This is a genomic window from Mucilaginibacter lutimaris, assembly GCF_042676625.1.
In the GTDB taxonomy this organism is placed as follows: domain Bacteria; phylum Bacteroidota; class Bacteroidia; order Sphingobacteriales; family Sphingobacteriaceae; genus Mucilaginibacter; species Mucilaginibacter lutimaris.
Map to the genome: position 1 here is coordinate 40,623 of NZ_JBHTIA010000009.1, position 25,694 is coordinate 66,316.

The 25,694-nt window shown below is 43.1% G+C and carries 22 protein-coding genes; 12 read left to right on the forward strand and 10 right to left on the reverse strand.

All coding sequences use genetic code 11. The features are described 5' to 3' along the window. Positions 1-52 precede the first annotated feature (52 nt). The 5 genes from ACFQZI_RS12870 to ACFQZI_RS12890 all read right to left on the reverse strand — a co-directional run bounded on the left by ACFQZI_RS12870 (position 53) and on the right by ACFQZI_RS12890 (position 4,158). A complete protein-coding gene (locus tag ACFQZI_RS12870; RefSeq protein ID WP_377143037.1) occupies positions 53-1,363 on the reverse strand; it encodes a carbohydrate porin in 1,311 nt (436 codons plus the stop codon). A gap of 29 nt (positions 1,364-1,392) precedes the next feature. Further along, the gene (locus ACFQZI_RS12875; RefSeq protein ID WP_377143039.1) at positions 1,393-2,037 is read right to left on the reverse strand and encodes an HD domain-containing protein; all 645 of its coding nucleotides are present in this window, start codon (positions 2,035-2,037) and stop codon (positions 1,393-1,395) included. Positions 2,038-2,099: 62 nt separating this feature from the next. Beyond that, positions 2,100-2,330 carry a helix-turn-helix domain-containing protein gene (locus tag ACFQZI_RS12880; RefSeq protein ID WP_377143041.1) on the reverse strand — a complete coding sequence of 77 codons (231 nt, stop codon included), beginning with the start codon at positions 2,328-2,330 and terminating at the stop codon, positions 2,100-2,102. A 164-nt stretch (positions 2,331-2,494) separates the two neighbouring features. Next, positions 2,495-2,986 (reverse strand): hypothetical protein, encoded by a 492-nt coding sequence (locus ACFQZI_RS12885; protein WP_377143043.1) that lies wholly within the window; start codon positions 2,984-2,986, stop codon positions 2,495-2,497. Next, positions 2,983-4,158, reverse strand: coding sequence for a THUMP domain-containing class I SAM-dependent RNA methyltransferase (locus ACFQZI_RS12890; protein WP_377143045.1), 1,176 nt, complete (start codon positions 4,156-4,158; stop codon positions 2,983-2,985). The genes ACFQZI_RS12885 and ACFQZI_RS12890 overlap by 4 nt, the downstream gene beginning before the upstream one ends. A gap of 83 nt (positions 4,159-4,241) precedes the next feature. Between ACFQZI_RS12890 and ACFQZI_RS12895 the strand changes: the two genes are divergently transcribed. After that, the gene (locus ACFQZI_RS12895; protein ID WP_377143047.1) at positions 4,242-4,604 is read left to right on the forward strand and encodes a DUF3127 domain-containing protein; all 363 of its coding nucleotides are present in this window, start codon (positions 4,242-4,244) and stop codon (positions 4,602-4,604) included. 107 nt (positions 4,605-4,711) lie between these two features. Here the strand turns inward: ACFQZI_RS12895 and ACFQZI_RS12900 are convergent, their stop codons facing one another. After that, positions 4,712-5,602 carry a T9SS type A sorting domain-containing protein gene (locus ACFQZI_RS12900; protein ID WP_377143049.1) on the reverse strand — a complete coding sequence of 297 codons (891 nt, stop codon included), beginning with the start codon at positions 5,600-5,602 and terminating at the stop codon, positions 4,712-4,714. Between the two features lie 136 nt (positions 5,603-5,738). Here ACFQZI_RS12900 and ACFQZI_RS12905 point away from each other — a divergent pair, with 136 nt between their 5' ends. Both ACFQZI_RS12905 and ACFQZI_RS12910 read left to right on the forward strand, forming a co-directional pair. Continuing rightward, positions 5,739-7,562: a sensor histidine kinase gene (locus ACFQZI_RS12905; RefSeq protein ID WP_377143051.1), complete on the forward strand. Its 1,824-nt coding sequence runs from the start codon at positions 5,739-5,741 to the stop codon at positions 7,560-7,562. Between the two features lie 9 nt (positions 7,563-7,571). After that, complete coding sequence (locus ACFQZI_RS12910; RefSeq protein ID WP_377143053.1) at positions 7,572-8,264, forward strand: response regulator transcription factor; 693 nt, start codon at positions 7,572-7,574, stop codon at positions 8,262-8,264. Here ACFQZI_RS12910 and ACFQZI_RS12915 read toward each other — a convergent pair. Further along, positions 8,261-8,623, reverse strand: a complete 363-nt coding sequence (locus ACFQZI_RS12915) for a bleomycin resistance protein (protein ID WP_377143055.1) — start codon at positions 8,621-8,623, stop codon at positions 8,261-8,263. The two genes, ACFQZI_RS12910 and ACFQZI_RS12915, sit on opposite strands and share 4 nt — an antisense overlap. 122 nt (positions 8,624-8,745) lie before the next feature. Between ACFQZI_RS12915 and ACFQZI_RS12920 the strand changes: the two genes are divergently transcribed. Beyond that, entirely contained in the window at positions 8,746-10,320 is a 1,575-nt protein-coding gene (locus ACFQZI_RS12920) for a M28 family metallopeptidase (protein ID WP_377143057.1), read from the forward strand. 108 nt (positions 10,321-10,428) lie between these two features. Here the strand turns inward: ACFQZI_RS12920 and dxs are convergent, their stop codons facing one another. Continuing rightward, positions 10,429-12,360, reverse strand: coding sequence for a 1-deoxy-D-xylulose-5-phosphate synthase (dxs, locus tag ACFQZI_RS12925; RefSeq protein WP_377143059.1), 1,932 nt, complete (start codon positions 12,358-12,360; stop codon positions 10,429-10,431). Between the two features lie 136 nt (positions 12,361-12,496). Between dxs and ACFQZI_RS12930 the strand changes: the two genes are divergently transcribed. The 3 genes from ACFQZI_RS12930 to ACFQZI_RS12940 all read left to right on the forward strand — a co-directional run bounded on the left by ACFQZI_RS12930 (position 12,497) and on the right by ACFQZI_RS12940 (position 17,750). Beyond that, positions 12,497-13,246 (forward strand): segregation and condensation protein A, encoded by a 750-nt coding sequence (locus ACFQZI_RS12930; protein WP_377143061.1) that lies wholly within the window; start codon positions 12,497-12,499, stop codon positions 13,244-13,246. A gap of 85 nt (positions 13,247-13,331) precedes the next feature. Beyond that, positions 13,332-14,606: a serine hydroxymethyltransferase gene (locus ACFQZI_RS12935; protein WP_377143063.1), complete on the forward strand. Its 1,275-nt coding sequence runs from the start codon at positions 13,332-13,334 to the stop codon at positions 14,604-14,606. 15 nt (positions 14,607-14,621) lie between these two features. Next, a complete protein-coding gene (locus ACFQZI_RS12940) occupies positions 14,622-17,750 on the forward strand; it encodes a PAS domain S-box protein (RefSeq protein ID WP_377143065.1) in 3,129 nt (1,042 codons plus the stop codon). A gap of 72 nt (positions 17,751-17,822) precedes the next feature. Here ACFQZI_RS12940 and ACFQZI_RS12945 read toward each other — a convergent pair whose 3' ends face one another. Both ACFQZI_RS12945 and rlmN read right to left on the reverse strand, forming a co-directional pair. Further along, a complete protein-coding gene (locus ACFQZI_RS12945; protein ID WP_377143067.1) occupies positions 17,823-18,521 on the reverse strand; it encodes a ComF family protein in 699 nt (232 codons plus the stop codon). Positions 18,522-18,871: 350 nt separating this feature from the next. Next, positions 18,872-19,942, reverse strand: a complete 1,071-nt coding sequence (rlmN, locus tag ACFQZI_RS12950; RefSeq protein ID WP_377143069.1) for a 23S rRNA (adenine(2503)-C(2))-methyltransferase RlmN — start codon at positions 19,940-19,942, stop codon at positions 18,872-18,874. A gap of 145 nt (positions 19,943-20,087) precedes the next feature. On the opposite strand from rlmN, the gene ACFQZI_RS12955 reads away from it, so the two are divergent. From ACFQZI_RS12955 to ACFQZI_RS12975, 5 genes are all read left to right on the forward strand, one after another. Then, positions 20,088-21,260 carry an amidohydrolase family protein gene (locus ACFQZI_RS12955; protein WP_377143071.1) on the forward strand — a complete coding sequence of 391 codons (1,173 nt, stop codon included), beginning with the start codon at positions 20,088-20,090 and terminating at the stop codon, positions 21,258-21,260. 116 nt (positions 21,261-21,376) lie between these two features. Next, positions 21,377-21,655, forward strand: coding sequence for an acylphosphatase (locus tag ACFQZI_RS12960; protein WP_377143073.1), 279 nt, complete (start codon positions 21,377-21,379; stop codon positions 21,653-21,655). Positions 21,656-21,674: 19 nt separating this feature from the next. After that, on the forward strand, positions 21,675-23,159 hold the full coding sequence (locus ACFQZI_RS12965) for an oligosaccharide flippase family protein (protein WP_377143075.1): 1,485 nt from the start codon (positions 21,675-21,677) through the stop codon (positions 23,157-23,159). A gap of 10 nt (positions 23,160-23,169) precedes the next feature. Next, entirely contained in the window at positions 23,170-24,906 is a 1,737-nt protein-coding gene (locus ACFQZI_RS12970) for a tetratricopeptide repeat protein (protein WP_377143077.1), read from the forward strand. Continuing rightward, positions 24,884-25,687: a DUF4292 domain-containing protein gene (locus tag ACFQZI_RS12975; protein WP_377143079.1), complete on the forward strand. Its 804-nt coding sequence runs from the start codon at positions 24,884-24,886 to the stop codon at positions 25,685-25,687. Before ACFQZI_RS12970 ends, ACFQZI_RS12975 begins: the two co-directional genes overlap by 23 nt. Positions 25,688-25,694: the final 7 nt, after the last annotated feature.

Sequence of the window (25,694 nt, forward strand, 5' to 3'; positions counted from 1 at the left end):
TGACGTTTTTGCGCCTTAGGGGTTTAATGCTGATGTAATTTATTGATAAGGCTTAAAACTCTACATGCGCCCTAACCGATAACACATTTACCGGCCCGCGATCATGATTATATGCAGGGTTAGCTATAAACTGGTAATCTGGCGATACCCATAATTTATGCTGATAGGCGTTTATTTTGTAATAAACCTCTGCTATTAACTCGGGCGAGTAGTTTAGCCGGCCGTCGCCAATAATAAAGCCATAGCCACCGGCTGCTAAATAATCTTTATGGTCTTTTGAGATGCCGTTGCCTACAAATGCAAGGCCCAGTTCATCATCCTTACGGTCCCACCGGTTACCTTTTAATACAGCGCCAAGGCTAAGTGAGCGGTCTATCTCAGTAAAGGCCCAGGTCTCGGTTTTGCCGTCGTTATAGCTGGCTTTTGCGAATACGCCAAAGTCATCGCTAAGGTATTGGTCGGCGTTTATGCCAAAGCCGTATTTATGATGGCCGTAAGCTTGTGTCGCATCCACGTCCGGCGCGGCGGGGTTTTGTTTAATGGCATCGCGGTAAGTACCCATCATGCCGTTGTTACGAAAGCCTAACAATCTTAATGTACCCTTATGCCCATTTAGCGCGTAGCGCCTTTCGTATTCTAAAGTTTGGGTGTTGGCATGGCTTAAGTGTTCATCCCAGGTTGCTCCGTTGGCAGTAGTAGTGGTCATGGTAAAGCCAAAACGCAGGTTCCAGTTAGGCTGGCCAAAGTCGGCCACGGCGCCAATTACGTAACCACGGGTGTTGGCGGGGTAATCCCATGCAGCGTTATCCATTAAGCTCCAGTTCATGAATTGCGAACGGGCATCATGGCTAAACTCATTACCGTCAAAAAAATCGGCCATTCCAAATTTACCTGCAGTAATTTTAAGGTAACGTTTGCTGCGCATGCCTGCCAACTGGTTCACATCATCTTCAATATATTCTTTTTCGTCGCCAAAGTTAAAATACTGGGTAAGGTAAAGGCGCGCCAGGTATATTTTAGGCTCGGCGGCACCTACACGAAAAGTTTCGCCATTCGGGAAGCCGGCAATACCCAGCGTTTTGCTCAAGCCCGATCCGCCGCTTAACTCGGGGTTTAAATAGGCCTCGGCACCTTTCCATAAGCGTGCGCCGCCAAACAGGGTGCTGGTTAATGAAGTTTGCGTTTCGGCATTTGGTATTAAGCTGTTTTGCCCGGTATACGGCGCGGTGATAGATGGCTTATACTGCATAATAACCGTTTGCTGAAAATGCAGGTTAAAACGCTGATTTTTTGTAGTATCCTGCGCAGCGGCGAGTTTGGCTGTGCCCAATAATACGGTTAATGAAAGTAAAGTTTTTTTCATGCTGATGAAATCGGTTAGGGGTATTTGATTTATTGTACTTCCGAATAAAACTGCTTTAAAAAGCTTTCCATAAAATTATGACGTTGCAGGGCCAATTGTTTACCCGTGGCGGTATTCATTTTATCCTTTAGCAGCAGTAGTTTTTCGTAAAAGTGGTTAATGGTAGGGGCTTTGGTGTTCTTATAATCATCCTTACTCATGTTGAGGTTGGGCTTAATATTGGGGTTAAAAATTTCCCTGTCTTTAAAGCCGCCATAGGTGAATGCCCGGGCAATACCAATGGCACCTATAGCATCAAGCCGGTCGGCATCCTGCACAACGGCCAATTCTTTTGAGTTAAAAGTGGTTTTATCGAAACTTGCTTTGAACGACATGTGCCTGATGATCTGCTGTACATGGGTAATTATAGCTTCATCAACATTAACAGTGTTTAGAAATTTACCGGCTGTAGCGGGGCCAATCTCTTCATCGCCGTTATGAAATTTGCTGTCGGCAATATCATGTAAAAGGGCGGCAAGCTCGACCGTAAGCAGATCGCATTGCTCGGTTTGGGCAATATGTTTGGCGTTGGTCCAAACCCTGTGAATGTGCCACCAATCGTGCCCGCCTTCCGCGTTCTTTAAGGTATCCTGAACAAAACTTACTGTTTTTTCGATAATATCGGCCTGGCTCATACTTGCAGATTGGAATGCAAATATAACAGGATACTAAATTATTAGTTAGTCTTTTTTACCGGTCAGGCAGCTTCTGTTTCTGACGTATTTATCAGTTCGATCAGGTCCGTATCTAAAATCTCTGCGATCTGGAAAAGGCGTTCAACGGTAATTTTTGTATAGCCTAATTCTATCTTGCTATAAGCATTTTGCGATATGCTTAGTTTGGCGGCTAAATATTCTTGTGTGTAATTTAACTCTTCGCGTTTGTTGCGGATATTTGTTGCTACTGCTTTTACCTTATAATTCGGCATCTTTATATGTATTTAATCAGGATACTGTATATAAACGAAATTGGTGTGGCAACGGATTTTTAGAAATTAACGTTTAAAGAAATTTATTTTCAATTTAGCACCGGGTTCAATAAAACAAGAAAAGCGGCCATTGGCCGCTTTTCTTGTTTTATTGTGTGCATGTTTTAATTTATATTGTAATTAACCACTACGGTAGGCAGCAATGTAGCCGAGTTAAGCGGTATCTGATCGTTAGCTACAATGGGGCGGCGGTTTTTGTAAAAATCGAACGCTGCCTTTTGTACATCGGCAGCTGCAGTTGTTGGGTTATTAAAGTTAAAAGAGAAGGGGATGATAAAATCGTGGAATTTCTCTTTGTTAGGGATAACCCATTTTTTGGTTGATTTTTTTAGCGCGGCAATTGCAGGCAGGGTTAACAGGTAATCATCAGCATAATAAATAACCAGTTTTTGGATGTTGCCATTAACATCAGCGGTAAATTTTATAACAGCTACCCCTGCCGCCTTTTTTGAAATTATTTCGGGGCTAACGGTTAAGCTGTCTTTAAAAAACTTGTTCATCACAGGTGCCCCTCCCTGAAACGGAAATGCAAGGTCCTCTTGCGCGTGCGCGTAAAACGATGTTAATACAAGTGCTATAATGATCAGTTTTTTCATTCTATTTCTTTTGGTTGGCGCTTGCTGCCTTCGTAAAGCTCATATTCAAATAAGCGGCAGTCTAATTTTCCGTTATAAAATTCGATCCTGCGGGCAGCCTTCAAGCCAATTTTTTTTGCAAGATCGGGGTTGCCTGTAAAAACGTACCCGCGGTAGCCAAGTGCTTTCTTTTTCAGAAAATCGCCAATGCGTTTATAAGTTATTTCCAGTTTGGTGTGTACGCCTAAGCGTTCGCCATACTCGGGGTTAAACATAATAACGCCGCCGCCTTCGGGTACTTCGGTATCTTCAAAGTCACAAACGTAAAATTCTATCAAATGTTCTACACCGGCGGTATTTGCGTTTTTGCGGGCAATATCAACAGCATCGTCAGAAATATCTGTAGCGATGATCTTAAAGTCCACAGCCTTTTTGGCTTTATCCTTCAATTTACGGCGCTCCACAAAAAACACCTGTTCATCGTATCCCATAATATGCATAAACCCATAATTCATGCGGAACAGGCCCGGATGCTTATCGGTAGCCAATAAAGCCGCCTCTATGGCTAAAGTACCCGAGCCACACATTGGGTTGATGAACGTGCTTGCCCTATCCCAATTAGTAGCCATAATGGTTGATGTAGCCAAAGCCTCAAGCATTGGTGCTTTACCGGGTATTTTGCGGTAACTGTGTTTGGCAAGCGTTTCGCCCGAAGTATCCAGGTAAATATCGGCCTTATCGTCTTGCCAGTAAAGGCTTACAACGGTTTTATTGGCGTCGGCGCCGGAATTGGGGCGGATACCTTTCTTATCTTTTATCCTGTCTACAATGGCATCTTTAACCTTTACATTTGCAAATAATGGTGTAAGAATGTGCTCGTTGTTAACGTTTGATGTTACCGAGAAATAGCCCGAAAAATCTATCAGTTCTTCCCATTCAACCTGCATAAGCTCGTCGTAAAGTTGTTTTGGATCGGCAGCTGTAAAACTTTTTAACAGGTATAAAACCTGGCTTGCGCAACGCAGGTTAAGGTTTAGCGCAATGGTATCTGTTACGGTGCCAACCAGCTCAACGCCGGTTTGCCATACGCGTGTTGGTTTAAAGCCTAATGCTTCAACTTCTTGCTGCAGGTAAGGCGAAAGCCTTTTGTTGCAGGTGATAATGATCTTACTCTCGGTGTGGAAAACTTGCATAATTATTTTGCGAATTTATGAATTAAATACGCCGCTATTTAATTTCATACTATTAACTTTACATTTTAAATATTTTCTGATTTATGGAAGTTAAAGGTAAGGTATATGAAGTGTCGGCAACCCAACAGGTTACCGAGTCGTTAAAAAAGAGAGAATTGATACTTGAGTACGTTGAGAACCCACAATATCCCGAGTACTTAAAGTTTGAAGCTATACAAGATCGTTGTAATTTATTAGACAATGTTAAGGTTGGCGACGATGTGGAAGTATTTTTTAACCTTAAAGGCCGCCCATGGACTGACAAGACAGGTAAAAAAACATACTTTAACTCGTTACAGCTATGGAAAGTTAATGCTTTAAGCTCTGCCGGATCAGCCTCAGCCCCTGAATATGCAGCTCCTGCTGATATCAGCTCGGCACCTGATGACGACGATCTGCCGTTCTAATTAGTTTGCAGCACGCGGTTTGCTATAAGCAGACTCTTAAAAATATAAAAGCCCTTCTAAGTTTTTAGAAGGGCTTTTTTGTGGTTTATAAATCGCCAACTATTTAACTATTCTTTTACGATCTTTTTAACAGCTATGGCTGTGCCTTGCTTAACTTGTAAATAATAAACGCCATTTAACGGGAGGCTTATCTTCTTACTAAAGCTGCCGGCAACTGCTTTATCTGCCCATAAAGTTTTACCCTCGGTATCTGTAAGTTTAGCATCGGCAACCGTTTTTGCCGGCAGATTAAACCTAAGGTTTGTTTTACCGGTAGAAAACTCCGGTGATATATTCAAATTGCTTAATGCCAGGTCGGCTTTTTCTATACCTGCAACACGTTTTAATTTATCTTTAGATGGCTCGGTTACGGTAAAACTGATATTAGTACTGATGCCATCGTTATCTACGTTAGCATAATTAAACGTTTGCGAATTGCGGCTGGTAAATGCAAAACCTTGCTTGCGTTTTGGCATATCAAAACTAAAGGTTTTCATCTCCATCGGCGGCAGGTCGTTATCAAAGCGATAGGTAAATGCCTGTATGCTATCGGCGCCTTTAAGCTTTTTAAGGCGCATCCTAACTATATTGCGGGCACTGTCTTTACCGTTAAGTTCTGCTATCTGGGGCTCATTGCCGGTAATACTTCGCTCTATTACAATATCGTTGGTATTACCGCCATTAGTTCTTTTCCTGATAACCACTTTTGAATTTGACCTGCCCGGATTGCCCGGAGTAGCAGGCGTTGGCGGTAGGTCGTTTATAGCATCAAGCGCATCTTTGCGTTCGGCGGCAGATAGCTTTTTTATGTTTTTGCCATTAACAGTAGTGTCACCATTAACAATATGTATCTCGAAGTTTTTTTGCGATTGTGCCAGTACCAAAGGTGGCAAGCCAAGTATGGCTATTAAGGCAACAGAGAATATAAACTCAAAGCCGGGTTTAATAAACTTTTTCATATTGTGCTGATTTAAGTATTAGACCCGCAAATTTAGGAAACTGTTACAAATCAAGAGATTAAAACTTAAAAGGTAAATTGTTAAAAATTGTTAAAAGCAACCGTTCTGATTTAATTTAAAATATTTTTGTGATTGCATGAAAAGAAGAAGCATAGGGCTTATCATTGGTTTAATGGGTTTTGCACTTTTAGGTGTGGTGGTAATGCAATTGTATTTTTTGCGCCAATCGTACCAAATGCAGTCCGAGCTTTTTAACCGATCGGTGAATGAAGCCTTAAACAACGTGGTGGCAAAAGTTACCAAGCAGGATGCCCTTAACTTTTTGAATGCTAAAACTGAGACCAAGCACATTACCCTAAAGCGCACCGAAACCCTCAACAGAAAAAGCGAGATAAGTATCAACGGCAGCAAAAGCATTATTGGCGACGCGCTGGTTTTAAAAAAGAAACAAACTAAGCGCGAGCGTAAACTGGCCATGCTGCGCGATAGTTTAAAAAGGATGATCCTCCACAAAAAAATGGACGATGATATTGCCGGGCTTATGCAGCAGGGTACACTAAACCTGCGCATCCGCATAGAGCAGTATACCGATGAGTTTGGCGAGGTACATGGCCGCTTTATCCCCGAAATTGTAAAGAGCGCGCCAAGGCCCTTTAAACAAAAGCTTCATAAATATGATACGCTTAGGTACACTTATGTGGATCCGCAATTTGGCCCGCAGATCATATCGGTACCTAACCTTAACCCCGAGTGGCTTAGGGAGCAGGAACGCCTGCAAAAAGAAAGGCAGTTTAAACAGGTGAAGAAAATGCTGGAGACAGATTCGTTAGAGAATGCCGCGCCCAACACTAAAAAACCAAACGTTATTGAGAACCTGGCCGAGGAATACCGCAAAAGCAACGAACCACTTGATAAACGCTTAAATAATTTCTGGATAGATTCTTTATTAAGGTTCGAGCTGCATAACCGCGGCATCTTCCTTCCGTTTAGTTATGAGGTAAGCACCGCAAACAGCGATTCGCTTATTTTTAGCAGCGCTATGGATACAAAGGGCAACAAGCCTGAGTTTATACCAGCCAACACTTTCCAGAAGGCTATTTTTAGTAACGAACTGATAAACGACCCGGGCAAGATCAAGATCTCGTTTCCGCAAAAAAGTTCTTTTATATTAGGTAACATGACGGCCACCATGAGTACCACGGCCGCGCTGCTATTTGTGCTGATATTTTGTTTTGGTTATACCATCTTCTCGATACTGAAACAAAAGAAGATCTCGGAGATGAAGATAGACTTCATAAATAACATGACGCACGAGTTTAAAACCCCGGTATCAACCATTATGATAGCCAGCGAGGCTTTAAAGGATAATGAGATAGCGGAGGATAAAACCCGTGTGGCCCGCCTTGCCAATGTAATTTACGAAGAAAATGTTCGTTTAGGCAGCCACATAGAACGTGTGCTGAATATTGCCCGCATAGAGCGTAACGACTTTAAACTGGACAAAAAACCGCTTGATGTAAACGAAATGATCACCATTGTGCTGGATAGCATGGCGCTTAAGATGCAAAAATGCAACGCTAACGTTACACTGAACCTTGATGCCGAACGCCCCGTTATTATTGCCGATGAACTGCACTTTAGCAACATAATGTTCAATCTGGTAGATAACGCTATAAAATACAGTACCGGCGCACCCGAAATAACCATTAATACCTTAAATAAGAACGGGCACGTTATTGTACGGGTTGCCGATAAAGGCATAGGCATGAACCGCGACCAGCAGGCCAAAATATTTGAACAGTTTTACCGTATACCAACTGGTAACCTGCACGATGTTAAGGGCTTTGGCCTTGGCTTAAGCTATGTTAATACTATTGTTAAACGCCTTGATGGTACCATTGGCGTAAGATCTGAAAAAGATAAAGGTTCGGAGTTCGAATTAAAGTTTCCTGTTGCATAACCACTTATCATGAAAAAAATATTACTTGTTGAAGACGACCCGAACCTTGGCTTGCTATTGCAGGATTATCTTGCTTTAAAAGGCAAATTTGACGTGGTGCTATGTAAGGACGGAGAAGAAGGACTTCGGGCTTTCACCAAACAAAACTTCGACCTGCTGATATTGGATGTAATGATGCCTAAAAAGGATGGTTTTACATTAGGGAAGGAAATCCGCAAAATAAACGCCGGTGTACCTATTATTTTTGCCACGGCAAAGGCCATGATAGAAGATAAAACCCAGGCGTTTAACCTTGGCGGCGACGATTATATTACCAAACCCTTCCGCATAGAGGAGCTTTTACTGCGTATAAACGCCTTGCTTAAGCGCACTGATATCCAAGAGAAAAAAGGCGACGCAAATCCATCGCAGTTTAAACTGGGCAGTTATAATTTTGACTATACTTCCCAAATCATAACCCGGGATAACCAACTGCAAAAATTATCTACCAAAGAGGCCGAACTGCTGCGTTTGCTGTGCATCAAAAAAAATGAAGTACTAACCCGCGAAGAAGCCCTGCTGAACATCTGGCATGATGACAATTATTTTAATGGCCGCAGTATGGACGTTTTCCTGAGTAAAATTCGCAAATATTTAAAGGATGATCCATCGGTAGAGATCATTAATGTGCATGGCCGGGGTTATAAGTTGCTCATCAATTAATCCTCGTCCTCCCGCGAGATATCTTCGCCAAAGTGAATAATGTTGCCATCATTATCTAATATGCTAAACTGCCGCATGCCCCAAGGCATCTCCTGTAGTTGGCCATTTGGGTGTATGATGCCTTGCGCTTTATATTCAGCGTATAGTTTATCTACTTCGGTCACATTTACATAACAACCTGTCATTTTTGGATATTCGGGATTGGTGGTCGGCCACATGTGAATGTTTACGCCATCGCGGCTAAAAATGAGGTAGCCATCCCAACTGTTATGGAAGGTAAATCCCAGCTTTTCGGTATAAAATTTAATACTTGCTTCCTCGTTTAAAGAGGCTAAAATGGGCACGGCTGAATTGAACATGGTTATGGATTTAAAAATCCAATTTAAAACTTATTAGCGCTTGTAACAACTTTGTTAAATCTATCCGTAAGAAATTACAGGCCAAATAGATAAGTTTGCCTTAAACTTAACTGATTCTCATTATGAAATTAAAATTACTTTACACATGTATGGCTATTACAGGTTTAGCAGGTTCTGCCATTGCGCAGGAAACTGTTGACCAGGCAGCTGTTCAAAAAATTCGTGAAGAAGGCTTAAACCATTCAAAGGTAATGGAAACCGCTTTCTACTTAACAGATGTTGCGGGCCCGCGTTTGTCTAATTCGCCGGGTTTAAAACGTGCGCAGGATTGGGCTGTTAACCAGCTTAAAACCTGGGGCATGGCAAACTCTAAGTTAGAGCCCTGGGGCAAATTTGGTAAAGGCTGGGAAGTTCAAAAGAATTACGCCGCTATTACGGTGCCTTACTATCACGCAATTATCGCCATCCCTAAAGCATGGACGCCCGGCACAAACGGCCTCATAAAGGGTGATGTAGTTTTGGTGAAAGCTGATACTACTACCGATCTTGATAAATACAAAGGCAAGCTTGCCGGCAAGATCGTAATTTTTGATACCCAGGCTAAATTAGCATCAGGTACAAAGGCCGATCTTTCGCGCTATACCGATGAGGAGCTTGATAAAATGGCAGCTGCTACTATGGCCCCTGCAGGTGGCCCGCGTCGCCAGTTTGATATGAACAGCCCGCAAATGGTTGCTCGCCGCAAAATGATCGCGATGCGTGCCGCTATCGGCAAATTTTTGTTAGACGAGAAAGTAGGCCTGATATTAGCACAGGGCCGTGGTAACTACGGTACTACATTTACTACTAACGGCGCGTCATACGCCGATACTGCCAAAGCGGTTGCCCCTGAGTTAGAAACCAGCGGCGAAGATTACCTGCGTATTTTGCGTTTGGTTAAAGCCGGCCAAAAGGTAACCATGGAAGCCGATATTAAAACAGAGTTTTTTACTAACGATATGCAAGGCTACAATGTAGTTGCCGAAATACCGGGCACTGATAAAAAACTGAAAGACCAGGTTATTATGATTGGTGGTCACCTCGACTCATGGCACGGTGCAACCGGCGCCACAGATAATGCTGCGGGCAGCGCGGTAATGATGGAGGCAATGCGCATCCTGAAAGCCATTAACTTTAAACCGAAACGTACTATCCGTATCGCTTTATGGAGCAGTGAAGAACAGGGCTTATTTGGCTCACGTGGTTATGTTGCCGCACACTTTGGCGACCCAAGAACTATGCAGTTAAAACCTGAGCAGGCTAAATTGGATGCATATTATAACCTTGATAATGGTACAGGTAAAATCCGTGGTATTTATCTGCAAGGTGATAGCGCGGCAGGCCCGATATTCAAAGCCTGGTTGGCACCTTTCAAAGACCTTGGCGCTACAACAGTAACTGTAGGTAACACTGGCGGTACCGATCACCAGTCATTTGACGCGGTTGGATTACCAGGCTTCCAGTTCATTCAGGATGGTATGGATTACAACACCCGTACCCACCACAGTAACCAGGATACCTACGACCGCTTAAGCGAAGATGATTTGAAGCAAGCATCAACTATCATCGCATCATTTGTTTACAACACGTCCGAAAGGAAAGATATGATCCCGCGTAAAGCATTGCCAACCCCTCCACCTGCTGCACCGGCCAGGTAAGGTTAGGCTATTATAAGGAAAGCCGCTTGAGTATCAAGCGGCTTTCCTTTTACCCTCTTTGCGCAGCAGAAAGGGTGGTCGAGCGTAGCGATGACCGGGGTGAGTCAGCTACGACGCTATGGTATGTGTATTATCTCTTTTTATCGCATATTTCTTAACCTGGCCGGCAATGCCTGCTGCATCATAACCGCATTCGGCCCAAAGTTCGGGTTGTTCGCCGTGCTCAACTACCACGTCAGGAATACCTAAGCGGGTTACCTGGGCTTTGTAATTGTTATCGGCCATAAATTCCAGTATAGCGGTGCCCATGCCACCCTCTATACAACCATCCTCAACAGTAACAATGTGGTTGAATTTTTTAAAGACCTCGTGCAGTAAGGCCTCGTCTAAAGGTTTAACAAAGCGCAGGTCGTAATGGGCGGGGTAATAACCTTCTGCATTCAGCATGGTGGTTGCCTTCACGGCTTCGTTACCTATAGCGCCAAAGCTTATTATGGCAACTTCTTCACCCTCGCATATCATACGGCCTTTACCAATTGGGATAGCCTTTAATGGGCGCTGCCAGTCTACCATTACACCATTACCACGCGGGTAACGTATTACAAACGGGCCCATATCGTCCAGTTGCGCGGTGTACATCAGGTTACGCAATTCTTCCTCGTTCATGGGCGCAGATACCGTCATATTAGGGATGCAGCGCATGTAGGCAATATCATAAGCGCCGTGGTGCGTGCCGCCATCGGCACCGGCAAAACCGGCGCGGTCAAGGCAAAACACCACGTTTAACTTTTGTAACGCAACATCATGTATCACCTGGTCGTAAGCGCGTTGCATAAAGCTGGAGTATATGTTACAAAAAGGCACAAGACCCTGTGTAGCTAACCCGGCGCTAAAGGTTACGGCATGCTGCTCGGCAATACCAACGTCAAAAGCGCGGTTCGGCATAGCTTTCATCATCAGGTTTAACGAACAGCCTGATGGCATAGCCGGGGTTATACCCATAATTTTAGGGTTGGCCTCGGCAAGTTCAATAATAGTATGGCCAAACACATCCTGGTATTTAGGCGGCTGTGGCTTATCGTATTTTGTTTTCTTTATTTCGCCGGTTATCTTATCAAATAAGCCTGGGGCGTGCCATTTGGTCTGGTCCTTTTCGGCCAGTGCATAGCCTTTGCCTTTCACGGTAACACAATGCAGCAGCTTAGGGCCGGGAATATTGCGCAGGTCCTGTAATAATTTTACCAGATGTTTTACATCGTGGCCGTCAACCGGGCCAAAATAGCGGAATTTAAGCGCCTCGAAAAAGTTGCTGCGTTTAAGCAATGTACCTTTTATGCTTTTCTCTATTTTCTTGGCTATCTTGAACGCGTCCGGGCCCATTGATGATATTTTGGTAAGCACGGTGGCTATATCATCGCGGAAACGGTTATATGGCTTCGATGTGGTAATATCGGTAAGGTATTCTTTAAGCGCGCCAACATTCGGGTCTATAGACATGTTGTTGTCATTTAGGATCACCAGTATGTTAGAGTTTTCTATACCTGCATGGTTAAGGGCTTCAAAAGCAAGGCCGGCTGTCATGGCGCCATCGCCAATAACGGCTACATGCTGTCGGTCGGTTTCGCCCTTATACTGTGATGCAACAGCCATACCCAACGCCGCGGATATGGATGTGGAAGAGTGCCCTACGCCAAAAGTGTCGAACACACTCTCGCTGCGTTTCGGGAAACCGCTGATGCCTTTATAGATACGGTTGGTATGAAAGTTTTCGCGGCGGCCTGTTAATATCTTATGGCCATATGCCTGGTGGCCTACATCCCACACCAATTGGTCGTAAGGGGTGTTTAATACGTACTGAAGCGCTACAGTAAGCTCTACAGTACCAAGGCTGGCGGCAAAATGGCCACCGTTTACCGATACTACATCAATAATGTATTGGCGTAGCTCGTTACACACCTGCTCCAGTTCGTCCTCTTTAAATTCCTTTAAATCAGATGGATAATTGATGCGTTTTAAAAATTCACCGGCGGGTACCTGCATGTATGATATTCACTCTATAATAACTTACAAAGTAAGCTAATTTAATTTGTAATAATTGGAATATATTAAAGGTAATTATTGTTTTGAATTTTAAATTTATAATCCCTTTAATTGTAAATAGCTGTATTTTTGGCACATGACCGAAGATGGGTTCTCCATAAAGTTATCGCAGTTTGAAGGCCCCTTTGATCTTTTACTGTTTTTTATAGAGCGCGACGAGCTTGATATTCACGATATCCCCATCGCCAGGATCACTGATGATTTCCTCAACTATATTCACCAGATGACGGTGCTGAACATGGAGCTGGCCAGCGAGTTTATTTTTGTTGCTGCCACCCTCATGCGCATAAAAGCCAAAATGCTGTTGCCAAGGCACACTACCGGAGAGGAAGAGAACGAGATGGATACCAAAGAAGGGCTGATCCGTAAACTCATCGAGTACAAAAAGTTTAAGGTACTTTGCGATGAGCTCCGCCCTTTTGAGGATGAACGTTTTAAACAGGAGAAACGTGGCAATATTAAACTGGACCTGGAACAGGTAGAAAAAGTAACCGTGCCCGGCGAGGAACTATCCGAACTTAACCTGTACAAGCTGATGATGGTTTATAACCGCATGATGCGCCAGTATATGACCCGTACCGAGGAAGTGCACCACACCGTTGTACAGTACCCATACACCATCGAGAAGCAAAAGGAAGCCATAAACAACCTGCTGCGCATCAACAAAAGAATGGATTTTAAAAACATTGCCGGCAGCAGCGAGAACAAAGTACACTTTGTATATAATTTTTTAGCCGTACTGGAGATGCTTCAGCAGGAAATGATAGATATAACTATTGGTTTGGGGTATAATAATTTTTGGATAGAGCCTAAAGCTGAAAGTTAAAACACTAATGCCCGAAAGCTTTTTGTTTTAAGCCTTCAGCTTTTAGCTACCTAATAACTAACTTAGCGCCGTTTTACACACAACAATGAAAAGAGACAAATTAATATTCAAGCTGTTAGACGAAGAGCAGCAACGCCAGGAAGAAGGAATTGAGCTTATTGCATCAGAAAACTTTGTAAGCAAGCAGGTAATGGAAGCAGCAGGCTCTGTAGCTACCAATAAATATGCCGAAGGCTTACCGGGCAAACGCTATTATGGCGGCTGCGAGGTGGTTGATGAAATTGAGACCATTGCTATTGAGCGTGCCAAACAATTGTTTAACGCCGAGTGGGCAAATGTGCAGCCGCACAGCGGCGCGCAGGCAAACGCGGCAGTAATGCTTGCGGTGCTAAACCCCGGCGATAAAATATTAGGATTTGATCTTTCACATGGCGGGCACTTAACCCACGGTTCGCCTGTAAACTTTTCCGGTAAACTTTACGAACCGCACTTTTACGGTGTTGTAAAAGAGACCGGCCTTATTGATTACAAACAGCTTGAAAAAGTTGCCTTGGAGCAAAAACCAAAACTGATCATTTGCGGTGCATCTGCCTACTCGCGCGATTGGGATTATGCCTTCATCCGCAAGGTCGCCGATAAAGTTGGCGCCTTGGTACTGGCAGATATTAGCCACCCGGCAGGCTTAATTGCCCGTGGTTTGCTAAGCGATCCGCTTCCGCACGTGCATATTGTAACTACTACAACGCATAAAACCCTGCGCGGCCCGCGTGGTGGCATGATATTGATGGGTAAGGATTTTGAAAACCCATGGGGTTTAAAAACGCCAAAAGGCGAGGTTAAAATGATGTCGGCACTGTTAGATATGGCCGTGTTCCCGGGCACCCAGGGCGGGCCGTTAGAGCATATCATCGCCGCTAAAGCTATCGCTTTCGGCGAGGCATTGTCTGACAGTTATATGAAATATATTACCCAGGTTAAGCTAAACGGCGCCGCCATGGCAAAAGCGTTGGTTGCCAAAGGGTATGATATCATCTCCGGTGGTACGGACAACCACCTGATCCTTATCGACCTTCGTAATAAAAACATCACCGGTAAAGCTGCAGAGAACGCGCTTGTAAAGGCTGATATTACAGCGAATAAAAACATGGTGCCTTATGACGATAAGTCGCCGTTTGTTACTTCAGGGATACGCGTAGGTACTGCTGCCATTACTACACGTGGCCTAAAAGAGAAGCACATGGAAACTATTGTAGACCTTATTGACGCGGTTTTAATTGATGCTGAAAATGAAACATCTATCAAGAAAATTCGTAAAAAGGTACACAAGCTAATGGAAGACTTTCCGTTGTATAAGGATTAAGGTTAACAATAATAGATGGGAATAGCGCCGGAAAACTCTTTGGATATTGAAAGTAAGCGTTTAAAAGCGCTTAATTCATATGGCGTACTTGATACGCTTCCCGAGAAGGAATATGACGCTATAACCCGCCTGGCATCCTATATATGTCAGGCACCATTGGCTTTTATATCTTTTATTGATGATAAAAGGCAATGGTTTAAATCAAAGGTAGGGCTGGATATCGAGTCTATCCCTATCTCTGATTCTTTTTGCAGGCACACCATCCTAGCAGACCATCTTGTAGAAGTGCCAGACGCTACAAAAAACGAGCTTTTTTGTGAGACCGAACTGGTCACCGGAGATTTCGGAATACGCTTTTATGTGAGCGCGCCATTGATAGACCCTGATGGATATCGCATCGGTACGCTATGTGTATTCGACCAGCAAGTAAAACACCTTTCAGAACAACAGCGCGACGCCCTGCGTACCCTGGCTGATGAGGTAATGTCGCACCTTACGCTTCGCAAACAAAAAAAAGAGCTCGAAAAAAGTCTTGCGCTGCATAAGGAATTTTCAAACTTATTCAACAGCTCGTCCGAAATTCATTTCATTGCCGGGGCCGATTCTAATATCGAAACCATTAACGATGCGGTTCTAACCATTTTGGGTTACACACCAGAGCAGGCTATCGGAAAATCGATTTGGGATTTTGTGGCCGGTAACAACCGCGATTTACATTTGCCGGTGATAGAGAGGGCCATTGCGTCGCAAAAACCTTTTGAGCTGGAAACTAAAACCGTTACGCGTAGTGGCGAGGTTAAGCACATGAGCTGGACAGCCGTTAACAAAGGCGGAAAATGGTTTGCCAGCGGCAGGGATACTACATTTCAGCAAAAACTTATAGACGATACAAAGCAGTTATCATTAGTTGCAAGCAAGATACGTAACGGTGTGGTAATTAGTAACGCCGCTGATGAAGTAGTTTGGATAAACGGCGCGTTTGAGACCATAACAGGTTACACCTTGCAGGATGTTCAGGGCAAGTTTTTAGGCGAGGTTTTAAAAGGCCGCCCTAAAGACGCCGAAGCCGAAGCCTTGCTGATAGAAGCCCGCAAAAACAACCAGCCTTATGAAGTAGAGCTATCTATGGTAAGTAAAGATGGCAGCCCGTTATGGATACTGGTAACCAACTCTGTAATTTATGCGGAGGATGGCACAATCGAAAAATACATCCGTATCATCGCCGATATTACAGCCCGCAAACAGGCCGAACATGACGTAGAGATATTATCGTTTGCGGCCCGTAAATCGCCGAGTGGTATTATGATAAGGGATGGCAAAGGCGAGATCATATGGATGAATGAGGCCATGGAGCGCATCATTGGATATACCACCGATGAGCTGAAAGGCCAAACGGTAGGTACCAAGCTTGTTGGCCCCGAAACTAATATGGAGGTTTTTGACGCGGCGGTGCAGGCCGTTAAACAAAACAAATCGTATGAGATAGAGATCAAGATATATAAAAAGGATGGTTCGGACGCGTGGGTGTTTATATCAAACAGCCCGTTGTTTAACGAAACAGGTTACCTTGAGCGCCAGATAGGTGTAATGGTTGATATTACCGAACGCAAAAAAGCCGAAGAAGAGTTAACCATGCTATCGCTTGTGGCCAGCAAAACTACCAGCGGTGTTGTTATAAATAATAGCCAGGGTAAAGTAGAATGGGTAAACAACGCGTTTGAAGTTATTACCGGCTATACGCTTGATGATGTAAAAGATAAACACCTCGGCGACTCGTTGAAAGGTGAATTAACAGATGTAAGCATTATAACCAAAGCCCGCGAGTTATCAGAGAAGAAGCAATCGTTTGAGGTTGACCTTTTGATATATCGTAAAGATGGCCAGCCGCTTTGGATCTCGGTTATCAATTCGGTTATTATGGGCGAGGATGGTAAAGTAGATAAATACATCGAAACCATTATTGACATTACGGCCAAGAAAAAAGCTGAGATGGAGCTGATAGCCGCCAAGGAAGAAGCGTTGCAGCTAAGCCGTGCCAAGGACATGTTTATTGGGGTGATGAGCCACGAGATCCGCACGCCGCTTAACGCGGTTATTGGCATGTCGCATTTATTACTTAACGATAACCCACGCGAATCTCAAACAGAAAACCTCAACGTCCTTAAGTTTTCTGCCGAGAACCTGATGACGCTGATAAATGATGTGCTTGATTTTACCAAGATAGAGACAGGAAATATTGAACTGGAGAAAGCCAATGTGAATATGCGCGATATGGTGCAAAGCATCATAGGCTCTATGAAATATAAAGCCGAAGAAAAGGGTATATACCTTACTCAAACCATTGACGAAAATGTACCCGATATTGTTTTGGGCGATAGGGCGCGCCTTGTACAAATACTGCTAAATTTAGTAAGCAATGCTGTTAAATTTACCAATAAGGGCGGCACTAACATTGACTTAAAAGTAATTGAGCAAACAAAAGACACGGTAAGGATCCGCTTTGGGGTATCAGATACCGGTATTGGTATTGCCAAGAACAAATTAAACACCATATTTGAATCTTTTAAGCAAGCCGAGGCCGATACAACCCGCAATTACGGTGGGACAGGTTTAGGCCTTGCAATAAGCAAGCGTTTAATAGAGCTGCACGATTCCCGCATAAATGTGGATAGCGTACCGGGAGAGGGCTCAACTTTTTGGTTTACAATAACTTTTAACAAATTTGTAAATCATCAAACTAATACATCTAACAACGTGAATACAGGATTAAACATTAATGTACTTGTAGTTGATGATAACCAGATAAACCGGTTATTAATTAATAAGGTATTAAAAAAATGGGGCGCGAGTGCCGATTTTGCCGAAAACGGGCAGGAAGCCATTGATAAGCTTGAACAGCATAAAAACTTTGATGTTGTTTTGATGGATATTCATATGCCTGTTATGGGGGGCTTAGAGGCCACGGGCGTTATCCGTTCAAAGCCCGAGCCATATTTTCAAAATTTACCAATTATAGCCCTAACCGCATCTATGCTGAGCAACCAGATGGGCCAAATAGAAACCGCCGGTATGAATGATTATATCCTGAAACCATTCGACCCAGCAACGTTATTCGAAAAGCTAAGCAGGTATCAGAAGCAATAGTTAGAGAGATTGGTTAACCAGAGATTAGATTAGTTTAAGCTGATCAGGCCTGATCCTTAATCAACTAATCACTTATTCAGCATACGCTATTGTAGCGATGCTTAACTTTAACCCCGGCACCTTTAACAGTTCAATCCCGCAAGCTTCTAAAGTTGAGCCGGTGGTAACAATATCATCAACCAACAACACATGCTTGCCCGCTAATTTATCGGGATTGGCCACCGCGAAAACTTCCTGCATATTCTGGAACCTGGCAAACCGCGATTTATGGGTCTGCGTTTGGGTAGCTACTATTCTTATTAAATTATCTGTCTCAATAATCGCGTTCAGTTTATCGGCCAGCCCATCGGCAAAGCAGGCGCTTTGGTTATAGCCGCGTGTTTTTAACCGCTTTTTATGTAACGGTACAGGTATGATATAGTCAACGGTGCCAAATACCGGGTTTTGTATCAATTGCTTGCCGGCAATATTGCCCAATTTGTTACCAATGCGGTGCATGCCATTGTATTTAAACTCGTGTACCATGTTTTGCACCTTGCCTCCTTTGTTAAAATAGTAAAGCGCATAGGCGGCTTCAATGGCCAGCTTACCCGAAAACTGCCTCGCCACTATATTATCCGGTTGTTGATGGAAATTGGTAAAGGGGAGGTTATACAGGCAATCGGTGCATAAAGTATCTTCATTGGCCATCAAACTGGCGTGGCAGGCCGGGCATAGTTCCGGGAATATCAGCGAAACAAAATCACTCAGGTAAGTACGAAGGGCTAGCATGGGTTTAAGGTAGGCATCTTAAGGCAAAATGTAAAATAAGAGGCGGTTATTTACTAACCCGGTCGTTGCTTCGCTCGACCAACCTATCTTTGTTGGGCGGAAAGAGGATAAGGAAGTTTCATTGCCGTTGGCTTCAGCCGACGGTTATATTTTAATCGAAATAATATATTGCATTTGGCTAAAGCCATATTGTTTGTTTGTTATTCCGTCCCTTGAAAGGGACGGTAATGAATTATATAGACGTTTCTTATTTATCGCGACGCTTCCCCGACAAAAAAAGAACCCCCTCTTTGCGCAGCAGAGAGGGGGCAAGGGAGTGAGTTAACTCATCGATATAATTTAAAAAGGCTCTACGCCTTAGCTACTTCCTTATCATTTTCATTAATGGCCAGTTGCCCGCATGCGGCATCAATATCTTTACCACGGCTGCGTCGAAGGTTAGTGTTAATGCCCTGGCTGCGTAGGTAATCGGCAAAGGCCTCAACCTTATCCTCTCCGGCGTTTATGAATGCTGCCATAGATATAGGGTTATACTCAATAATATTAACCTTACAGGGCAGGTGCTTGCAAAAACGTGCAAGTTCCATAGCGTCTTGCAGGTTATCGTTTACACCGTCGAAAATAATGTATTCGTAGGTTACCGGGTTCTTGGTTTTGGCGAAGTAATATTTAAGGGCATCAGCCAATGCTTTAAGCGAGTTTTGCTCGTTTATGGGCATTATAGTGTTGCGCTTTTCGTCGTTAGCGGCATGTAAGGAAAGGGCAAGGTTAAACTTTACCTGGTCATCTCCAAGTTTGCGGATCATTTTGGCGATGCCTGCCGTTGAAACCGTAATGCGCTTTGGCGACATGTTCAAGCCATCTTCTGCTGTAATGCGCTCTATCGATTTCATTACATTGGCATAGTTAAGCAGGGGCTCGCCCATACCCATGTATACAATGTTTGATAATGGGATTCCGTAGTTTTCGCGCGCTTGTTTATCAATTAAAACCACCTGGTCGTAAATCTCGTCGGGGTTTAGGTTGCGTTTACGCTCCATATACCCCGTAGCGCAAAATTTACAGGTAAGGCTGCATCCTACCTGAGATGACACACAGGCCGTCATGCGGTCGGTTGTTGGAATTAAAACACCCTCAATAAGATGAGTATCGTGTAATATAAAAGAATTTTTTATAGTTTTATCAGCACTTACTTGCGAAGTATGTATTTTAACATTGTTAATTACAAACTTTTCATCAAGTTTGGCACGGAGTTCTTTTGAAATATTGCTCATGGCATCAAAAGATAGGCATGATTTTTCCCAAAGCCATTCATAAACCTGTTTAGCCCTAAAAGCCTTTTCATCCATACTGATGAATTGCTGCTGTAAGGCTTCGAGGCTTAGGCTGCGGATATCTATTTTATCTTTTTTGCTGTTCACAATGCAAAAGTACTTAAATTTAAAAATTCTGTTCTTTTTTTAAAGTCATTCTTTTCTAACATTAAAAACAATAACTAAAAGTTAATTGTATTTACTATAGGGATTGGGTTTTAAAAAAAACATTGCTGATGCTAAGTTATATTTAATGAAAAGTTTTAAAGCCGATTACGTTTATACTGTTTGTGCCGATCCGATAAAGAATGGAATTGTTACTGTGGATGATAACGGAAAGATCATTTCTGTTACCAACGACAACCACCCCCAAGCATCAGACACCCCTCTCGAAGAAGTTAGCGGCATTATTGTGCCGGGATTTATAAATACCCATTGCCATACCGAGCTTTCGCACATGAAAGATCGCATTGCGGCAGGCGGCGGTTTAATTGATTTCATAAAAGACATTTTATCTTTCAGAACTGCGGATGAAGCAGAAGTAATTGCCGCTGCCGAGGCTGCAGACCGGGAAATGTATGACAATGGTATAGTGGCAGTTGGCGATATTTCTAACAACATTCTTACTGCACCCCTTAAGGCTAAAAGCAAACTTTACTACCATACTTTTATTGAGATACTGGGCTTTTTGCCCGATAAGGCCGACGAACTTTTTGAAAAAGCGCTTGAAATTGCAGAAGGGTTTAAACCCCAATCAACATCAATAACCGCGCACGCACCTTACTCGGTATCTAAAGAGCTTTTTAAACTGATAAAAAAGCACAGTGATGCAGGTACAAACCTGTTAAGCATTCATAACCAGGAGTGCGAGGACGAAAACAAGTTTTACCGCTATAAACTGGGTGGGTTTATTGATCTGTATAAACATCTTGGGGTCGATATTGGCTACTTTCGCCCGCAGGCACGTAATTCGCTGCAATCTATCATACCGTTATTAACTAACAGGCAAAAGATATTACTGGTACACAATACATGCACCAACCTGAAAGATATTTACTTTATTAAACGGTTCGATCGTAAGATAAACTGGTGTTTTTGCCCTAATGCAAACCTGTATATAGAAAAGCGGCTGCCTAAGGTAGACCTTTTTGTAAACCAGGGGCTAAACATAACGTTGGGTACCGATAGTCTTGCATCAAACGATAAGCTTTGCATTTTAAGCGAAATGCGTACGCTTCAGCAAAATTTCCCAAGCTTAAGTATTGATACCCTGCTGGAATGGGGAACTATAAACGGGGCGAAATTTTTAGGCATAGATAATGAAAAGGGAACTATTGAAGTGGGCAAAACCCCCGGGCTTAACTTACTTACCGGCATGGATGGGGTTAAACTTACACCCGATACCAGGGTTAAAAAATTGGTTTGATGTTACATTAGTTTAGGTTGATTACATTGGATTGAGTTAATTTGCATCCAACAAATAGTAAATGAGTGCGTTTACGTTAAATCATTCATTAATTACAGATCAATCATCCACCAATAATGAAACATTTGGATATTACGGTTAAGGGGAAAGTGCAGGGCGTATCTTTTAGAGCGGGTGCCAAAGCCGTTGCCAACCAGCTTGGCGTACGCGGTTTTGTAAGTAACGAACCCAATGGCGATGTATTTATAGCTGCCGAAGCCGATGATACAATGATGGAGATGTTTTTAGAGTGGTGCCACGAAGGCGCCGAACACGCCATTGTAGACAGCGTTGAGGCGCATGAAGGCGAATTAAAAAACTATCGTAATTTTGAGATAGTTAAAAAGCGTTTATAAATCATTTATCCTTTCTTAATTGTCAACAGCTAAAAAGTTTGCCGGGCAAACGGCACTGTATGGTGTTACCACAATAGCACAACGGTTGCTTGCCTCGTTATTAACACCAATTTATACCTCGGCGTACAAACCTTCGGTTTACGGTATTTTTACAACCATGTTTAGTTATGCCGCATTGTTAAATGCGGTACTTTCTTTTGGTATGGAAACTACTTTTTTCCGTTACCTTAATAAGGAAGGGGCTAATAAAAGACAGGTTTACAACAACGGCTTTTGGGTAGTTTTTGTATTATCCGTAGTTTTCCTGCTGTTCAGTGTTCCTTTTACCCATGTAATAGCGGGCTTTATAAAAATAGGGAAGGATACCCCGCAGGCCGAGTTTCAAACCTTTATCAAATACTTTATAGCCATATTGGTGCTGGATGCCTGGTGTACTATTCCGTTTGCCAAGTTGCGTGCAGATGGACGGCCCATTAAATACGGCAGCATCAAAATAGTGAATATAGTGGTGATGCTGGGCCTTAACCTGGTATTTATTTGGGGACTGCCATTTTGGTTAAAGCACGAATTGGCGGGCAGCGACTGGATAAGGCAATGGTTTGTGCCCGGATGGATAGGTTACGTATTCCTTTCAAATGTTGTGGCAAGTTTGGTTACCCTTGTGCTTTTATTGCCACAATTGCTGCAACTGCAAATTAAGTTTGACAAAGCCATGTTTGCCGAAATGCTTCTTTATAGTTGGCCTATTCTTGTCGCCAACCTGTCATACATTATTAATGAGAACCTCGATAAGCTTTTGCTGGGTAAACTGCTCCCTGCAAATATAAGCGAGCATGATGTTGGTGTCTATTCGGGTTGTGCTAAGATCTCTATTTTCTTAAGCATTTTTGTACAGGCGTTCCGTTTAGGGGCCGAGCCTTTCTTCTTTAGTCATGCAAAAAACAAGAACTCCGGCCAAACCTATGCGCGTATCATGGATTATTTTGTGATAACGGTTTGCATTATATTTTTAGGCGTAATAGCCAATATCGAGATCTTGAAATACTACGTACGTAACCGTACTTACTGGGTTGGGCTTGATGTTGTACCACCGCTACTGTTCGGCTATATAAGCCTTGGAGTATACATGAATTTATCTGTGTGGTATAAACTATCCGATCAAACTAAATATGGCTTATACATATCCGGCATAGGTGCCTTATTAACCATTGTGCTAAACGTTATCTTCATTCCTAAGTATAGTTATATGGCATCGGCGTGGGTTTCGTTCGCGGCTTACACGGGTATGATGATTATGTCTTACATCTGGGGCCAAAAAAATTATCCAATCCCATACAATCTAAAAAAGAACCTGGTTTATATTTTAACTTCAGCATTGCTCGTTTACTTATCTTTCTACGTATTTCAACGTAATATATTTATAGGCAATGGTTTGCTTATTTTGTTCGGTTTGGGCGCATTATACAATGAACGCAACGAACTAAAAGCTATATTTAACAGGTAATAGCATCGGCATGAAAAAAGCGGCGGCATTTATTTTATTAACAGGGATAGCTATTGGCGGTTTCGCGCAAAGCAAACCTGCCAAAGGTAATTCTGCTATTATTATTGCCGGGCGCCCCATGACCAATGCCGATAGTGGCATGGTTAAACAACTGTTCTTTTCGGCCCTGCGCGAAAAAACGGTGGATAACCCAAAACTGGCTGCCGAACTTTTTAACCGCATCCTGCAAATAGATCCGGCTAACGACGCTACCATGTTTGAGCTTGCTAACCTGGAGAAAGCCCAAAATAATGTAGCCGCCCAGCAAAACTTTTTAGAGCGCGCTGTTACGGTTAACCCCAATAACGAATGGTACTGGATAGCGCTTGCCGGTACATACGAAAAGAATAACGACATTAACAAGCTGGAAAATGTTTTTAATGAACTTATCCGCCTTAACCCCGATAAATCCGATTATTACTATGATAAGGCTAACGCCATGTTTTTGCAAAAGAGGTATGATGAGGCCTTAAAACTTTATGATAAGATTGAACAACTGGATGGCCCAAACGAGGAATTACTGCTTAACCGCCAAAAGGTGTACCTGCGGCAGGGTGATGTAAAAAAGGCTGCGTCCGCGTTAGATGAATTGATAGCGGCTAACCCTAACCAGGTGAAATATCATCTGATGCAGGCCGAAATATACAACTCTAACGGCTTAAATGATAAAGCGCTGGCTATACTGCAAAAAGCTAAAGCAATTGACCCGCAGAATGGTGTGATCCATTTGGCCCTGGCCGATATTTACCGCGAGCAAAATAAACCCGAAGCCAGTTACGATGAGCTGGAGATCGCCTTCGCTGTCCCGGATCTGGACATTGAACAGAAAATACGGATCATTTTAGGCTATGTACCAAAATTTCCGGAGCCTAACGCCAGGGCCAGCGCGTTAGAGCTAAGCCGTATCTTAACAGTAGCACACCCCGCCAATAGCAAGGCCTATGCCATGTACGGCGACATGCTATTGCAAAGTGAGAAAGTTGCGGAGGCCAAAACTGCTTATAAAAAAGCGGTTAGTTTAGATAACCAGGCTTATAATGTGCAGGAGCAATTAGTGAGGATTGACCTTGGCGAGAATGATATTGATGCTGCAATTAAAGATGGTGAAAACTCGCTGTCGTTATTCCCCAATCAATCCTGGATGAATTATATGGTGGGTGTAGCATGGCAGCAAAAACGCGAGTATAACAAGGCCATCAGTTACCTTAAAAATGCCGTGTCGTTAGAAACGCAGGATAAAGACCTGCTTAGTCAGGGATATTCGGCACTTGGCGATTGTTATCATTCTGTAAATGATCATAAAGCATCAGACAACGCTTATGAAAAAGCGATAGCCATAAACCCCGATAATGCTTTTACGCTGAACAATTACGCCTACTATTTGTCGTTAAGGAATGAGCGTTTAGAAAGCGCTGGGCTAATGTCCAAACATAGTAACGATTTGCAGCCCAATACAGCATCGTTTGAAGACACTTATGCCTGGATACTATTTAAACAGAAAAAATACGCAGAAGCTAAACTTTGGATAGAAAAATCGCTCATACATGATAAAGGCGATAGCGCCGTTAAAACAGAACATTATGGCGATATCCTGTTTTTGCTGGGTGATACCAATGCCGCGGTACAAAACTGGGCCAAAGCAAAAATGCAGGGTGCAAAATCGCCGGTATTAGACCGTAAGATAAATGAGAAAAAATATTTTGAATAAAATAGCTGTTGTTTTTTGCCTTGTAGCGCTTGTTGCCTGTAAATCTAAAAAACTGGTTGTTGTTAACCGCCCCACCACCACGGTAGATTATGCCGCTCTTAGTAAAGAAAACAGCATAAAAGCCAGGCTGGCTGCTATCAGATCGAAGCAGGTATCGTTCAACACATTTTCCGGCAAGGCAAAAACCAAGCTGGATATTAACGGTAACAGTAACGATGTTACGCTGAACATCCGCATAGCGAGAGATCAAAAGATCTGGATCTCGGTAACCGCCATTATAGGCATTGAGGTAGCCCGCGCGCATATCACACCCGATAGTATCATTGTAGTTAACCGCCTGCAAAGTGTGTACCTTAAAAAGCCCTTTAGTTATGTTTATACCTATGCCAGCAGGCAAATAAATTTCAAAACCATACAATCGCTGCTGGTAGGTAATGCCATGCCCGAGTTATTGAACACTACGGCAGATTTCCAGACCGAGGGTAGTAATACCATACTTAGCGGCACGCTTGAAGATTTGCTTTATAAATTGCTGCTTGGGCCGGATATGAAGGTTACGCAAACCAATTTAAATAATAATAAGTTTGGCGGGCCTTCGTTACAAGTTGCAAACAAAGTGTTTATACAGGCCGATAACAGGGTAATACCTTCACAAATAGATATTTCATCTACCGCGGGCGACAAAAAGATCCAGGTGAACCTGCGGTACACACAGGCCGAGTTTGATAAGGCGCTCGAATATCCTTTTAGTATCCCAAAAAGTTACGAACCTGCTAATTAAATTATAT